Annotated in this window: 14 protein-coding genes; 12 read left to right on the plus strand and 2 right to left on the minus strand. The window is 42.5% G+C overall.

Going from position 1 to position 14775, the window contains the following annotated elements; genetic code table 11:
* Nucleotides 1-137: 137 nt before the first annotated feature.
* Nucleotides 138-1049 carry a metallophosphoesterase gene (locus tag BLS64_RS05005; protein ID WP_093112931.1) on the minus strand — a complete coding sequence of 304 codons (912 nt, stop codon included), beginning with the start codon at nucleotides 1047-1049 and terminating at the stop codon, nucleotides 138-140.
* Between the two features lie 241 nt (nucleotides 1050-1290).
* Here BLS64_RS05005 and BLS64_RS05010 point away from each other — a divergent pair, with 241 nt between their 5' ends.
* Both BLS64_RS05010 and BLS64_RS05015 read left to right on the plus strand, forming a co-directional pair.
* Nucleotides 1291-4386 carry a PAS domain S-box protein gene (locus BLS64_RS05010; protein ID WP_093112423.1) on the plus strand — a complete coding sequence of 1032 codons (3096 nt, stop codon included), beginning with the start codon at nucleotides 1291-1293 and terminating at the stop codon, nucleotides 4384-4386.
* Nucleotides 4355-4789, plus strand: coding sequence for a response regulator (locus BLS64_RS05015; RefSeq protein WP_176763430.1), 435 nt, complete (start codon nucleotides 4355-4357; stop codon nucleotides 4787-4789). Before BLS64_RS05010 ends, BLS64_RS05015 begins: the two co-directional genes overlap by 32 nt.
* Before the next feature lie 42 nt (nucleotides 4790-4831).
* Here BLS64_RS05015 and BLS64_RS05020 read toward each other — a convergent pair whose 3' ends face one another.
* The gene (locus tag BLS64_RS05020) at nucleotides 4832-5593 is read right to left on the minus strand and encodes a 5'-nucleotidase C-terminal domain-containing protein (protein ID WP_093112425.1); all 762 of its coding nucleotides are present in this window, start codon (nucleotides 5591-5593) and stop codon (nucleotides 4832-4834) included.
* Between the two features lie 226 nt (nucleotides 5594-5819).
* Between BLS64_RS05020 and BLS64_RS05025 the strand changes: the two genes are divergently transcribed.
* From BLS64_RS05025 to BLS64_RS05070, 10 genes are all read left to right on the plus strand, one after another.
* Complete coding sequence (locus BLS64_RS05025) at nucleotides 5820-6479, plus strand: hypothetical protein (RefSeq protein WP_093112426.1); 660 nt, start codon at nucleotides 5820-5822, stop codon at nucleotides 6477-6479.
* Nucleotides 6480-6576: 97 nt separating this feature from the next.
* Nucleotides 6577-7275 (plus strand): hypothetical protein, encoded by a 699-nt coding sequence (locus BLS64_RS05030; protein ID WP_093112427.1) that lies wholly within the window; start codon nucleotides 6577-6579, stop codon nucleotides 7273-7275.
* Between the two features lie 57 nt (nucleotides 7276-7332).
* Entirely contained in the window at nucleotides 7333-7854 is a 522-nt protein-coding gene (locus BLS64_RS05035) for a DUF6913 domain-containing protein (protein ID WP_093112428.1), read from the plus strand.
* The gene (dapA, locus tag BLS64_RS05040; RefSeq protein WP_093112429.1) at nucleotides 7854-8729 is read left to right on the plus strand and encodes a 4-hydroxy-tetrahydrodipicolinate synthase; all 876 of its coding nucleotides are present in this window, start codon (nucleotides 7854-7856) and stop codon (nucleotides 8727-8729) included. The genes BLS64_RS05035 and dapA overlap by 1 nt, the downstream gene beginning before the upstream one ends.
* Nucleotides 8730-8845: 116 nt before the next feature.
* A complete protein-coding gene (locus BLS64_RS05045; RefSeq protein ID WP_093112430.1) occupies nucleotides 8846-9673 on the plus strand; it encodes an outer membrane protein assembly factor BamD in 828 nt (275 codons plus the stop codon).
* Nucleotides 9674-9675: 2 nt separating this feature from the next.
* The gene (locus BLS64_RS05050; RefSeq protein WP_407690093.1) at nucleotides 9676-10002 is read left to right on the plus strand and encodes a DNA-directed RNA polymerase subunit omega; all 327 of its coding nucleotides are present in this window, start codon (nucleotides 9676-9678) and stop codon (nucleotides 10000-10002) included.
* Nucleotides 10003-10005: 3 nt separating this feature from the next.
* Entirely contained in the window at nucleotides 10006-11217 is a 1212-nt protein-coding gene (gene coaBC / locus BLS64_RS05055) for a bifunctional phosphopantothenoylcysteine decarboxylase/phosphopantothenate--cysteine ligase CoaBC (RefSeq protein ID WP_093112431.1), read from the plus strand.
* Nucleotides 11210-12100, plus strand: a complete 891-nt coding sequence (porD, locus tag BLS64_RS05060) for a type IX secretion system protein PorD (protein WP_093112432.1) — start codon at nucleotides 11210-11212, stop codon at nucleotides 12098-12100. The genes coaBC and porD overlap by 8 nt, the downstream gene beginning before the upstream one ends.
* Nucleotides 12101-12155: 55 nt before the next feature.
* On the plus strand, nucleotides 12156-13808 hold the full coding sequence (gene recN, locus BLS64_RS05065; protein WP_093112433.1) for a DNA repair protein RecN: 1653 nt from the start codon (nucleotides 12156-12158) through the stop codon (nucleotides 13806-13808).
* A gap of 49 nt (nucleotides 13809-13857) precedes the next feature.
* The gene (locus BLS64_RS05070) at nucleotides 13858-14682 is read left to right on the plus strand and encodes an enoyl-ACP reductase FabI (RefSeq protein WP_093112434.1); all 825 of its coding nucleotides are present in this window, start codon (nucleotides 13858-13860) and stop codon (nucleotides 14680-14682) included.
* Nucleotides 14683-14775: the final 93 nt, after the last annotated feature.

Below are 14775 nucleotides of genomic sequence, written 5' to 3' on the forward strand. Positions count from 1 at the left end.
TAGCACAGACTGAGTTTGCCAAAGTTCCTGAAGAACTTTAGATCGGTCATGGGGGGATTTTGAGGGGACACAAGTAAAGCTATAAAATAATTTCCTCTTTGACCGAAAAGCTTTAAAAAAGGGTTAAAAGCGGCTTTTTAGATGCTAATGGAGCGGCCGTTGCCTGCTTTGTTACCGTTATCATCTAAGAAGAAATCGATCCTGCCAAGGTTAATTCCGGCCCAACCTACCTGGTTAACTATGGTGTCAATTCCTTCGCTGTTCTTGACTACAGTGGGTTCGGGTAAAAAAGTATGGGTGTGGCCGCCAATGATGAGGTCTATATCTTTTGTTCTGCGGGCAAGTTGCACATCGCTGATCTTTTCGTCTCTGTACTTATATCCCAGATGAGAAAGACAGATGACAAGCTCGCAATTTTCTTCATTTTTCAGCCTGGAAACAGTTTCCTGCGTGATCTCTACAGGATCAAGATATTTAGTTTCCTTGTAGAGCTTTTTGCTTACCAGCCCTTGCAGCTCAATGCCAATTCCGAAAACACCAATTTTTACTCCGTCTTTCTTAAATACCTTGTATGGCTTAACATTACCTTCAAGGATCGTATTTGAAAAATCATAATTGGCGCTCAAAAAAGGAAAGTTGGCATGTGGCATTTGTGCCAAAAGTCCGTCTATACCATTGTCAAAATCGTGGTTTCCAATAGTTGCGGCATCATAACCCATTTTTGACATGAGCTTGAATTCCACTTCCCCGCCGTAAAAGTTGAAATAAGGAGTGCCCTGGAAGATATCTCCGGCGTCAAGCAATAAAGTATTAGGATTTTCCTGTCTTATGCTGCTTATCAGGCTGTACCTTCTGGCGACTCCGCCCATATTAGGATATTGCGCATGATCAGCACTAAAAGGTTCTATATGACTATGGGTATCATTCGTATGAAGAATGGTGATGTGTTTCTTTCTTTCCTCCGAAGAAAAAGATAAAAGTCCAAAACTTCCGATCGAAGCAAGTGCTCCTACCGCAGCACTTTGTTTTAAAAAGGTTCTTCTCTTCATGCTAAAATAAGAGGTTATCTTCTGAAACAGAATGATAGTTATCAAGACAAAAATAAAGGTTTTGGCAAGGTGGCGGTAATAGATGTACATTAATTTTTAGAAGGCATGGTTTTAATGCAGGATTTTTATTCGGAAAACCTGATGTTTTTTGTCTTAATAAAAAGTTAATATAAATCTTTAAGTGCTATATTTACAGCCTGTTTTGTGTTGATGAACGATAAACCTCTACCTATTGTCGATTATGGAAAGGAATACAGAAGAAGTGAAGTTTCTTTACTTTACCTCCGGAATTATAGATGAGCTGGCTCTTTTTAACCAGGTTTTCGGTGACAAGGCGAAAATGTTGGAAACGCAGATCGTAACCAACATAGAAGATTTTGATGATGAACTTAGAAAAGATCCTGCAGATGTAATCTTGATTGACCATACCGCAAGTTTCAATCATTCAGAATTGGCTCTTATTATAATGCAGCGAAATGGATTGGACATTCCGTTGATTCTGCTTATAGATGAAGGATCTGAAGAAGAGGCTATCGGCTTTCTCTCAAAAGGGGTCGATGACTACATTTTTCTGGACCGGCCTTATCGACTGCCCATAAGTGTACGGAAGATCCGGAAAAAATATTTTTTTAAAGCTGAGAAAGAGGTGGTTCTGCAGCAACTTCGGGAGAAAAGCTCTAAACTTCAGACCGCCCAGCGCATTGCTAAACTTGGATATTGGGAGAAGGACATGGAAAGCCATGATCTGTTCTGGACAGATGAGGTCTACAGGATATGGGGGAGAAACAAGGATAGCTATACTCCAACTTTTGAATCCTTTGTACAATCCATACATCCTGGAGATAAGGAAAGATTTCTTTCTGAAAATGATGCCGCAGTGGCCGGTTTACGAAGCATGGATTTCGAATATCGTATCATTCTTCCAGATGGAAGGATAAAATGGGTGCACGAAAGAGGAGCTTTGTCTTTTACAGAATCTGGTAGAAGAGTATTTGAAGGAACCGTGCAGGATATTACTGAAGAGAAACTGAACAGTCAAAAATTAGTGACAAATGAAAGCAGGATCCTGGGGATCCTGAAATCCCAAACAAACTACCTTATAAGGGTTGATCTGGAAGGAAATTATTCTTATTGTAATGAAAAATTTACTCAGGATTTTAAATGGATCTTTTCTGATCAAAACCTCATAGGAAAACCGGCCTTAAGTTCTGTCAAAGAATCTTCTCATTCCCAACTTAAAGATATTTTTTACAAGTGCCTCTCCCAGCCTAATAATGTGGTGCAGGCGCAAATTGAAAAACTACAGGAAGAAGGGGGTGAAAAATTTACAATTTGGGATTTCGTATGTCTTACCGATGCTGAAGGAACCCCTGTGGAAATCCAGGGCGTAGGGATTGATATAATGGATAGGGTAGAAGTAGAGCAGAATTTAGTAGAAAGTAATAAGCGTTATGAGTTGGTGACAAAAGCAACATCAGACGCCATTTACGATTGGGATTGCCTTACCGGGGAAATTCTCTGGAGCAGCAATTACAGTAGGCTGTTTGGTTATTCAGAGGATTTAGCGCCGACAAATATTGATTCATGGTTTGCAAAGGTACATCCTGAAGATGCTCATGTTTACAGCGAACTGACAAAAATATTAGAGGGAACCACGAACTTTTGGCAGGTAGAATACCGGTACCGTAGATCAAACGGGAATTATGCGCATGTACTGGAGAAAGGTACTATAGTAAGAAATGAAGCCGGTCAAGCGGTGCGTATGGTTGGGGCTATCCAGGATATCACAGATCGCAAAGAAGCTATGCAAAAGCTGATGCGTAGCGAATCCCGACATAAAGGAATCATTCAGTCACAAACCAATTATGTGATTAGAATAGACTTGGAAGGGAAATACTCCTACTGTAATGAAAAATTCTTTCAAGATTATGCTTGGATCTATGGTGGAAATCTTATTGGTGAGAATAGTTTAGATTCAGTTATGAATTACCACCATGATCGTCTTGCAGAAGTTTCTAAAAAATGTCTTGCTAATCCGGGACAGGTATTCCAGGTAGAAGTAGATAAGCCAGGAATTAATAATACGGTAAAAACCACTTTATGGGACATGATATTTTTGGCTTACTCTTCCAGCCAAAAAGAGGAATTGCAATGTGTGGGAATAGATATTACCGATCGGGTGAAAGCTGAGAAGGACAATCTTTTTCAGGCCAATTTGTTAGACAAAATAGGACAGGCAGTCATCGCTACAGATAATGAGGGTTTGATCACTTACTGGAATAAGGCTGCTACTGAGATGTATGGCTGGAGTAGGAAAGAGGTTCTGGGTAGAAATATTCTCAGGTTTACCCTCTCTTCAAAAAGCCGTGAGAAGGGTAAGGAAATTCTGGATGCCATGAAACAGGGTAGATCCTGGTCTGGAGAGCTCTTCGTGCGACGTAAGGATGGTTCTGCATTTCCTGCTTTAATAACGGACTCTCCCTTTTTTGATGAAAGCGGAAAATTTGGAGGCTTTATAGGAGTGTCTTCAGATATTACCGAAAGGAAAAAAGCAAATGATAAAATGCTGGAATTGAACCAAAATCTAAGAAACTACACTAACGAACTGGTCACAGCCAATAAAGGTCTGGAACAGTTCTCTTATATAGTTTCTCACAATTTACGGGCCCCGGTTGCCAATATTTTGGGATTGGGTGAATTGATCAGTTCAGGAGATTATTCAGAAGATCTTAAGCAACAGCTACTTCAGGAAGTCATATCCAATGTTAAAAGGTTGGATTCTGTAATTACCGATCTGAATGATATCCTTCAGGTGAAAGTAGGTATGAGTGAAAAGAAAGAGAAAGTGAGTCTTGAGGGGTTAGTGGAAAGTATAACCTTAGGAATTTCTCGGGCTTTAGATCAGGATAAAATAGAGATTCGTACCAATTTTTCCGAAGTTCCTGAATTCAATGCGCCTAAATCTTATCTACACAGCATATTTTCAAACCTGATCTCTAATAGTATAAAATATAGGCGGCCTGGGGTTGAGTTGGTTTTAGAGGTAAATAGCAGAAAAGGTAATGATAAGACCATTTTCGAATTCTGCGATAATGGAATGGGTATTGATCTGGAGAAAAAAGGGAACCAAATTTTTGGCCTATATAAAAGGTTCCATAATCATGTTGAAGGCAAGGGGATGGGGCTTTTTATGGTCAAGACCCAGGTAGAGCTTCTGGGGGGAGTAATAAATGTATATAGTAGAGTGAATGAAGGAACCCGTTTTGTTCTGGAATTCAAAAATGAAGGGACTCAAATCATTGAAGATGAAAAAAGAACGGCAGTATTTCCTGGTTGATGATGATGCCACCAGCAACCTTATTTGCGAATTAAACATAAAGAGAATAGACCCACTGGCGGCGATTAGCTCTTTTAATGATCCTGAGGAAGCACTCTATTTCATAAAGAAAAATTGCCTTCCTGAAAACAGGGAGTGTGTCCTTTTTCTGGATATCAATATGCCTTCAATGACCGGCTGGGAATTTTTGGACGCTTTTGAAAATTTCTGTCCTGAAATAAAAAGGAAGATCAGGATTTATATTTTAACTTCTGCTATTGAAGAATTTTCAGGAGAGAAAAAGAAGTACCCCTATGTTTCCGGGTTTTTTAGCAAGCCTATAATGTCCAAGAATTTAATAAGGGTCCTGGAAGACATTGGAGCAACAGGCGTACAGGAAGAAAAGAAATTTTATCTTCGCTGACTTTGAGAAGAAGGGAAAAGATGTTTTTACTCCCTGTGATATTTATTTTAGTCTGATAAATCTTTGATCCTTGACCGGGGCTATAATATCATGTTTTGAAAAATAATCGATTAGCAGGTTCCTGATCTTGTAGTTCAAAGAGGTCACTTCATTAGCTTTGGAGAAGAAAACCATATTATCCCCGCCCTGCAGGAGGTAATCATTGGTCGCTACGAAATAGTCCTTTTCTTCCTGAACAGGTTCGCCCTGCACCAGTAGTTTTTCTATAGCGTTGTTGCTGTTCAAAACCAGTTGCAATCCTGCTATCGGGTGGGCTACTCCTGCATCTATCAGGTATCGTACCAGGTCTCTTACTGCAGAACCTTTCATTTTGGCGACCACCACTTCATTTTCAAAAGGCATCAGCTGAAAGGCTGTCCGGGTGGTAATATCTCCTTTTTCAACCGAAGAGCGTATGCCTCCATGGTTAAGGAGCACGATATCAATGGAATTTCCTGTGCGTTTCTTAAAAACCGGATTCGCCAGTTCCATAACAGCATCGGCCATCATGTTTCCCAAGGCCGTATTAAGCTCCCCGTCGGTTTTGACCAGATCTTTCGGTGAATAGGCCAGCACGGCATTCATTTCCCGGTCAATATATTCTTTATACGGCTGGATGAATTCAGAAATGGAATCATGCGCGGGAATAGAATCGCTTACGGGTATAGATCTTCCTGAAACCTGGCTAACCTCATATACCATGCTGTTTTTGCAGGAAACACTGAGGATCGCGCTAAGGAAAAGAAGAATCAGCTGCTTTTTCATAAGGTCTGAAATGGGTACTGCAGCAAAAATATGGTTTTTTATTTTTTAGGAATGCTCCTGCTCAATTTTCTCTTCCCAACGAAGGATTTTCCTACTTTTTTTAAGTCAGAAGTTAAATATGTATTAAAAAAATCATATTTTTCAGCAGAAATTAGAGGATCTAAACTGCATTAATTCAAACAGTTTTAATTTTTTAGGGGTGAGGACAAGCCAGAAAGTTTTCTTAGTGTTCATCTTGATCGCGGCGGTATTCATTATTGGATCCCTGTTCGATCTTCACTACTTTACTCTTGGAGCCAATTATCTTCTGGTGCCTATTTTAGTGTTGTACTATCGGTATAAAGCCAGGAACTGGTTCATTTTTTTGGTGCTGGCATTGTTCTTTTTCTACCTTAGAGATATTTTTCTTATTCACGGGATGTCCAGTTTTCATCCTTTGGCGCTCATGTCTTTTTTAATAGGAATATTGATCCTGTACGGTTTTGCTATAACCGGTTTCCCAAGGTCCAAAGTGCATTTCGTAGAATGGCTGTCTCTCTTAATCATGTATGGGTTCTTAGGATTCCTTTTCTATACCATGGCAGAATTAATGGCTGAGGTCCTTACTGTTTTTGAAAGCCGGGCTTATTTGTTCCTTTTTCTGCTGACTCTTTTATTGGCCATTACCTTTACCGCCTATCTCCTGAAATCGCATTACGCTTCACTTTGGCTGATGTTGGCATCGGCTTCTTTGCTGGTCTCTGAACTCTCCTTGTTTTTTAAGACGTACGTGGTTTCTGATATTAGTGTGAATGTATTCTATCCGCTGTTCCACGTGATCACTTATTATGCTCTTGTTGAGCACGGCTTACACAGAAGACGATCCTCAGAAGTCCCCTATTTTTGATTGCGCATTTTATCGATTTAATCACCCTTTAATCTAAAAAAATAAGGAATTCGGCAATGGCTGAACGAATTTCCTATCTTGCGGTAATTTCTGAAGCATGAAACAAAAATACTTTTTTGCTTTACTCGTGATAGGGGCTGTTACGGCGAGTGTTACTGGTATTTTTCAGGAGAAATTTTGGCTGGAAAAGACCGGCGAATTATTTTTTATCCTGCCATTGCTTGCCTATTACTATAAAAAACTTCCTTCAGGAAATTACAATCTCTATGCTTTTCTGTTCTTTCTGGTCACTGCCAATATTCTGAGCTTTTTTCATCCGGTTTGGTTCTTTAGTTACATAGGCATAGGACTTTGGATTGGGTGCTACATCTTTCTGGTGCGCGAAGCCATTAAACATACAGAATATGAAAAGGGCAGCAGGTTCATGACATTGTATTTTGTAGCAGTGGTCGCTATTTATGCTTATTTGCTTTCCCTTCATGTGCTGGAGTTGGAACGCAGCCTGTCTGACGGCTTCCTGTTCTCTTATTATATTATTTATTACCTGAACATTCTTATCCTGGCCATTACCGCCCTCATTTATTATCTCAATTCATTTTCGAAGAAATCTGTTTTCTTCATGTGTCTTACCATTTCTTTTATCTTCGCCGATGTCTTCAGGGATATGGAAGTGTTCTATTTTCCAGATCTTAGCGTGGAGATCGTGGGGACGCTCATCAGGTTTGCAGCTATTAAACTATCGCTGCTGTTCTTCGTAACCCCAGAGAAAAAATTGCGCCTTCTGCACCTGGTATAGAGAATTTCTTTTTCTTCTCTTCTGTTTGTGTTTTTTTAATACCTAATTTTGCAACCTATGCTTTCAAATCTAAAGATTGGAGTTGCCAGAAGAAGAATGGCGGCAGCTATTAAGAGATCCCTGGCCGGGGAAGAAAAACAGAGCCAGAGAATAGGTGTCATCCTTGACAGGGACGATGAAGACCTAAAGGAAAAATTCCTGAAGCTAAAGACGGACCTGGGCTTGCGTGATCCCGATTTTCAAATGGTGGTTTGCAAGGACGAAGGGCAGAAGGGAGATGTTTTTCAGGGGCTGGTATTTACCCGAAAGGATCTGGGCTGGAATGGCAAGATCCGTAACGGGGAGATCACCGGTTTTGCCCGGCAAAAAATGGATGTGCTTATCTCTTATACCGAAGCTGACAATAAACTGGCGGCCCTGCTCGTTTCAGTGGCCAATGCCGGTCTAAAGGTAGGAAGGGAAGAAGGTCTAAGTTCTGCCGGACTCTTTAATATGTTGATCTCTACAGGGTTTGAAGAAGTGGATGTTTTTATCGCGGAACTAAAAAGATATTTGAAAATTTTAAACAACTCAGAATAATGGAAAAATTTGTGGGAACCGGCGTCGCTTTGATCACGCCATTCACAGATGACTTGAAGGTGGATGTGAAAGCATTGCAAAACCTGGTGAATTTTCAGGTAGACAATGGTATAGATTATATGGTGGTGCTGGGCACGACCGGAGAAAGCGCTACTTTGACTCCTGAAGAGAAAAAACAGGTAATAGCTACCGTGGTGGAGGAGAATAATGGAAGGATTCCGCTGGTTCTTGGAGTAGGAGGTAACTGTACGTCTAAGGTTGTGGAAGAGTTAAAGAACACAGACCTTTCGGCTTTTGATGCTGTACTTTCAGTGTCTCCGTACTATAACAAACCTTCTCAGGAAGGCATCTATCAGCATTATAAAGCCGTGGCCGCTGCGTCTGCAAAACCTGTGATCTTGTATAACGTTCCGGGAAGAACGGCTTCTAACATACTTCCGGCTACGGTAAAACGCCTTGCTGAAGATGTGGATAATATCATTGGGATCAAAGAGGCCGCCGGTGATATGGTACAGGCAATGAATTTGATAAGCCAGGTACCGAAAGACTTCCTGGTGATCTCAGGAGATGACATGATCACCTTGCCTATGGTATTGGCCGGAGGGCACGGGGTGATATCGGTAATCGCACAGGGTTTTCCTGCGGAATTCTCCAAAATGGTGAGATTGGGACTGGATAGGGAAGTGGATGCTGCTTACAAACTGCATTACGACATAGCACCTTCTATAGATCTCATTTTTGCTGAAGGAAATCCGGTTGGGATCAAAGCGCTGCTTGCCAAGCACGGCATCTGCAAAAATAACCTAAGATTGCCGCTGGTAAAAGCAACTGAAGGATTGACCGGAAAGATCAATTCCTTTGTGGATAATTTTTGATTTTTTTTGTCTCGATTTTTCGGGATAAACGCTGAAAGGCCCTGAAAACCCTGCGGGAACTAAAGTTTTTATAATAAGGCAGAAAAGAGTATTTTTGCCAGATGTTAAATAATAGAATGAAGAAAATAATCCTCCTTTTAAGCATTGTTTTAGTGGCGACTTCCTGCAGCCAGTATCAAAAGGTCCTGAAAAGTGACGATACCGGTTTAAAATATTCCACTGCAGAGGAATTGTACAATGAAGCAAAGGCAGGAGAAGGAAACACCAGCAGAAAATTCAAGAAGGCGCTCCGTATTTTTGAACAGATCGTTCCTGAATACCGTGGAAAACCACAGGCTCAGAAATTGATGTTCATGTACGCCGATACTTATTACGAATTGGGTGACCATTATCTTGCCGGCTATCAGTTCGAACGTTTTGTGGAGACTTACCCGCAAAGCGAAAAACTTGAAGAAGCTGCTTTTAAAGGAGCAAAAAGTTATTATTTTCTTTCACCAAGGTATGACCTGGACCAGACAGAAACTCATAAGGCCATCGAAAAGCTACAGGCTTTCATCAACCGTTTTCCGGAGAGTGAAAAGCTGGAAGAAGCCAATGAGCTGGTTACAGAGCTTCGAGTAAAACTTGAGAAAAAATCCTACGAGATCGCTAAGCAGTACCACCATACCCGTAACTATAAAGCGGCTATTACCGCCCTGAACAATTTTATTTTGGAATATCCAGGCTCTCCTTTCAGAGAGCAGGCTTACTACTACAAGTTTGATTCGGCTTACCAGTATGCCATCAACAGTTATGCTTATGCCATGCCCGAAAGGCTTAAGGAAGCGCGTAAGTATTACCAGGATTACCTGCGGTACTACCCCGAAGGAAAATTTGTTTCTGAAGCCGAGGCTGCTTTTACAGATATTACAGAAAAAGAACAAAATTATAATCAAGAGAAGTAACAATGATAGATTTAAAGAAGACTGATGCGCCGGTGAACACCACTACTTTGGATAAGAATTCAATAGATGCGCCTACTAACAACATTTACGAAGCCATCTCAGTTATTTCCAAGAGGGCTACTCAGATCAACTCCGAGATCAAAAAGGAGTTGTTGGAGAAGTTAGATGAATTTGCTACTTACAACGACAGCCTTGACGAGATCTTTGAGAACAAGGAGCAGATCGAGGTTTCCAAGTTCTACGAAAAACTACCTAAGCCACATGCTTTAGCGGTACAGGAGTGGCTGGAAGACAAGATCTACTATCGCAACACCAAAAGCGAAGAATAAAAAATGTCTGTATTAAGCGGCAAAAAAATACTGCTTGGCGTTACCGCTGGTATTGCCGCTTATAAAACAGCTTTTTTGGTTCGATTGTTCGTGAAGGCCGGGGCAGAGGTGAAAGTGATCCTTACCCCAGCGGCCCGCGAATTCGTCACTCCTCTTACCTTATCCACACTATCTAAAAATCCGGTGATCTCCTCCTTTACGAGAGAAGAGGACGATAACGGGTTATGGAACAATCATGTTGACCTTGGCCTCTGGGCAGATCTCATGCTCATTGCGCCGGCCACTGCTAATTCCCTTTCAAAAATGGCTACCGGCAACAGCGATAATTTTCTGCTTGCCACCTATCTTTCGGCCAAATGTCCAGTGTATTTTGCACCTGCCATGGATCTCGACATGTATAAGCACCCTTCTACCAAACAAAGTTTCGAAACGCTTACTTCTTTTGGGAACATCATGATTCCCGCTACTTCAGGCGAACTGGCGAGCGGACTTGTGGGAGAGGGAAGAATGGCAGAACCCGAAGAGATCGTAAAGTTCATTGAAGACCATATTTCTGCAAATCTTCCGTTAAAGGGAAGAAAGGTGATGATCACTGCCGGACCCACATACGAAGCTATTGATCCTGTACGTTTTATAGGTAACCATTCCAGCGGAAAAATGGGTTATGAACTGGCAGCGGCGGCATACAGGTCTGGAGCAGAGGTGATCCTGATCTCAGGACCTACCCACCTTGAAAATCCGCACAAGGAGATTAAGCTTGTAAGGGTGCAGAGCGCACAGGAGATGTATGAAGCCGCCATTGCGCATTACGATGAGGTTGATGCGGCCATTGCAGCGGCAGCCGTCTCAGATTACAGACCAAAGAACATCGCCAGTCAAAAGATCAAAAAGGCAGATGAGAATCTGCAAATGGAACTGGAGCGCACGCCCGATATTTTAGCTTCTCTTGGAGCAAATAAGAAGCGACAGGCTTTGGTAGGTTTTGCTCTGGAGACTGAAAATGAACAGGAGAACGCCCTCGGAAAACTGGAAAGAAAGAACCTGGATTTCATTGTTCTAAATTCTTTGAATGATAAAGGCGCCGGGTTTAAGTCTGAAACCAATAAAATAAGTATCTTGTTCAAGGATGGCAGAAAAGCCGATTTTGGACTAAAGTCTAAGAAAGAGGTTGCCGAAGACATCATAAACGAACTAATCCTGTTGTTAAATGAATAAACTGTTCCTTCTCGCGGCATTTTTTTTATTCAGTAGCCTTGGCTTTGGGCAGGAACTTAACTGCCAGGTTGTAGTGAACGCCGAACAAACGGGAAGGACTAATGTAACGGTCTTTAAGACATTACAAAACTCACTTACAGAATTCATCAACCAGACCAAGTGGACAAACAGGCAGTTCCTGCCGCACGAACGTATTAACTGCAGCATGTTCATCAACATCTCCAGCTACGAGGCCGATTCTTTTACAGGAACCATTCAGGTGCAATCTTCGCGGCCGGTATTTGCTTCTACTATGGTAAGCCCGGTCTTTAATTTTAAAGATGAGCAGTTAGGCTTTACTTATTCAGAATATGCTCCCTTCAGTTTTAACCCCAATGAATATGAATCTAACCTGATCTCGGTAGTGACGTTCTACGTGTACACCATTCTTGGGCTGGATGCCGATACTTTTTCTGAACAGGGAGGAACTTCCTATTACGAAACTGCCAACCAGATCGTGAATACAGCCCAGCAGGGCGGCCGTGTTGGCTGGAAAGCCATGGATGGGAATGCTTCAAGATACAAGCTGATCACCGATCTGTTATCAAATTCTTATTCGGGTTACAGGAGCGCGATGTATAGCTATCATCGGGAAGGTTTGGACCGGATGCACATGGCGCCCTCAGAAGGAAAAAAAGCTATCGCAACTGCCATTCTTGACCTCGACAAAATGAACGACCGCAGACCGAATTCCTTGCTGGTACGTACCTTTTTTGATGCCAAGGCCGATGAGGTGCAGCAGGTATTTAGCGGTGGCCCGTCCGTTTCCATTAAAGAGGTGGTGGATGCGCTTAATTCTCTTGCGCCTACTTTTTCTCAAAAATGGAGCAACATCAGGTACTAAATTCCGCTTTGATTCGGAATGATTTCTCACGTATCTTTACCAAAATTTATTTCTCTTGCTAACAACGCTTTCGATAAAAAATTACGCCCTCATTGAAGACATTCAGATGAACCTTCAGTCGGGGTTTACCATTATTACGGGGGAAACCGGAGCCGGAAAATCCATCATGCTGGGTGCTCTTTCCCTGCTCCTGGGGAAAAGAGCCGATTTCAGCGCCATTCGCGATCCTGAAAAAAAATGCGTGATAGAAGGCACTTTTAACATTGCTGCCTACGATCTTAAGTCTCTTTTTGGTGAAGAAGATCTTGATTACGAAGACCAGACCATCATCAGGAGAGAGATCCTACCTTCGGGAAAATCAAGGGCTTTTATAAATGATACCCCGGCCAACCTGTCGTCGTTACAGGCACTGGGAGAGCGGCTGCTTGATATTCACAGTCAGCACGAAACCCTGAGCCTGGGAGACAATGATTACCAGTTCATGGTTATCGATTCTTTGGCCGGAAATTCTGAAAAAATTAAAACCTATCAGGCCTCCCTGAAAGAACTGAAGCATCGTGAAAGACAGTTGGGGGATTTAAAAGAGGAGCAGGCGCAGGCTTCAAAAGAATACGATTACAACCTTTTTCTGCTCATCGAGCTTCAGCAGGCTAAACTGCAGCCGGGAATGCAGGAAGAGCTGGAAGAACGTTACGAGGAGCTCAGTAATGTGGAGCAGCTTACCGAGCAACTGGGTAGTGCCGTCAACCTCATTCAGCAGGAAGAGATAGGAGCTGCGGCATCGTTACGGGAGGCTAAAAATAACCTGCAGAAGATCGCATCTATCTCGACAAACTACAGTCAGCTTTTTGAGCGGCTGCAAAGCGTGAACATTGAGCTGGATGATATCGCTACGGAATTGGAATCTTCCCTCGAAAAAGTGGAGGCTAACCCCGAAGAACTGTCACAGGTGAACGAGAAACTTCAGGTGTTGTACAATCTGCAGAAGAAACACATGGTGTCCACTGTGGCCGAACTTCAGGAGATACAGCAACAACTGGAGCAAAAGGTTTCAGTTTCAGAAAATGCTGAAGAAGCTATAAAGAAAGCTGAAAAAGCTATTTTTGCACAGAAAGAGGTGTTGAGGAAGCAGGCTTCAGAAATTAGTGCTTCAAGAAAGGCGATCATTCCGAAGTTCATTAAAGAGATAGGAGCGATCCTGGCCGATCTTGGCATGCCCAACGCTCAGCTGAAGATCGAACTGGAGCGGCAGGAGGAGTTCTTCCCGAACGGGCAGGACAGGCTTTCGTGGCTGCTTTCTGCCAACAAAGGCGGAAGTTTTAATGATATCAAAAAAGCGGCATCGGGCGGGGAACTATCGCGTATCATGTTAGCCGTAAAAAGTATCCTGGCCACCTACAGCAAATTGCCAACCATCATCTTTGACGAGATAGATACCGGAGTTTCGGGCGACATAGCCCAAAAAATGGCCGGTATCCTTCAGAACATGGGTAAGAACATGCAGGTGATCGCCATTACCCATCTTCCGCAGATCGCAGGAAAAGGAGATTCCCATTTCAAGATCTTCAAGGAAGACGCTGCGCACAGCACCATCACGAATATCGTGGAATTGAAGGGTGATGCCCGCGTGGAAGAGCTGGCTATGATGCTGGGCGGAAAGAACATCAGCGATTCTGCCGTGGCCCACGCAAAAGCGCTTCTCAATTAAAAGATGTTTACTATATTTACCCGCTTAACAGAAACCAAAAAATTATACCATGTCTTATAATCTATTAAAAGGAAAAAAAGGGATCATCTTTGGTGCCCTGGATGAAAACTCGATCGCATGGAAAACTGCTGAGCGCGTACACGAGGAAGGCGGACAGTTTGTGCTTACCAATGCGCCAATTGCCATGAGAATGGGAAACATCAAAGATCTTGCTGAAAAGACAGGGGCTGAGATCATTCCTGCCGATGCTACCAACCTGGAAGACCTTGAGAACCTTGTAGAAAAGGCAATGGAAATTCTTGGAGGAAAGCTGGATTTCGTGCTGCATTCCATCGGGATGTCGGTGAACGTGAGAAAGGGAAACCACTACACCAATCAGAACTACGATTTTACCACTAAAGGTTGGGACGTGTCTGCGGTATCTTTCCACAAGACCATGCAGACCCTTTACCAAAAAGACGCGATGAACGAGTGGGGAAGCATTATGGCGCTTTCTTATATCGCGGCTCAAAAGGTGTTTCCAGATTACAATGACATGGCCGACAATAAAGCATACCTGGAGTCTATTGCGCGTAGTTTCGGGTATTTCTTCGGAAAAGAAAAGAATGTGCGTGTAAATACCATTTCCCAGTCCCCAACTCCGACTACCGCGGGTACAGGAGTGAAAGGTTTCGACGGTTTTATCGCTTATGCAGATAAGATGTCGCCGCTTGGAAACGCTACCGGGATGGATTGCGCCAACTATATCATCACCCTGTTCTCTGACCTTACCAAAAGGGTGACCCTGCAAAATCTTTATAATGACGGTGGTTTCTCCAACATGGGAGTGAGCCAGCAGGTAATGGAAGCTTTTGTGAAATCACAGGAAGAGTAAGCTAATTCAAACTTCAAATACCTGGAGGCTGTGAAATGCAAATTTCACAGCCTCCTATTTTTTTGGCCCTGCACGGCATTTTTCTTAATACAT

It is taken from the genome of Salinimicrobium catena (genome assembly GCF_900102915.1).
Classification (GTDB): Bacteria; Bacteroidota; Bacteroidia; order Flavobacteriales; family Flavobacteriaceae; genus Salinimicrobium; species Salinimicrobium catena.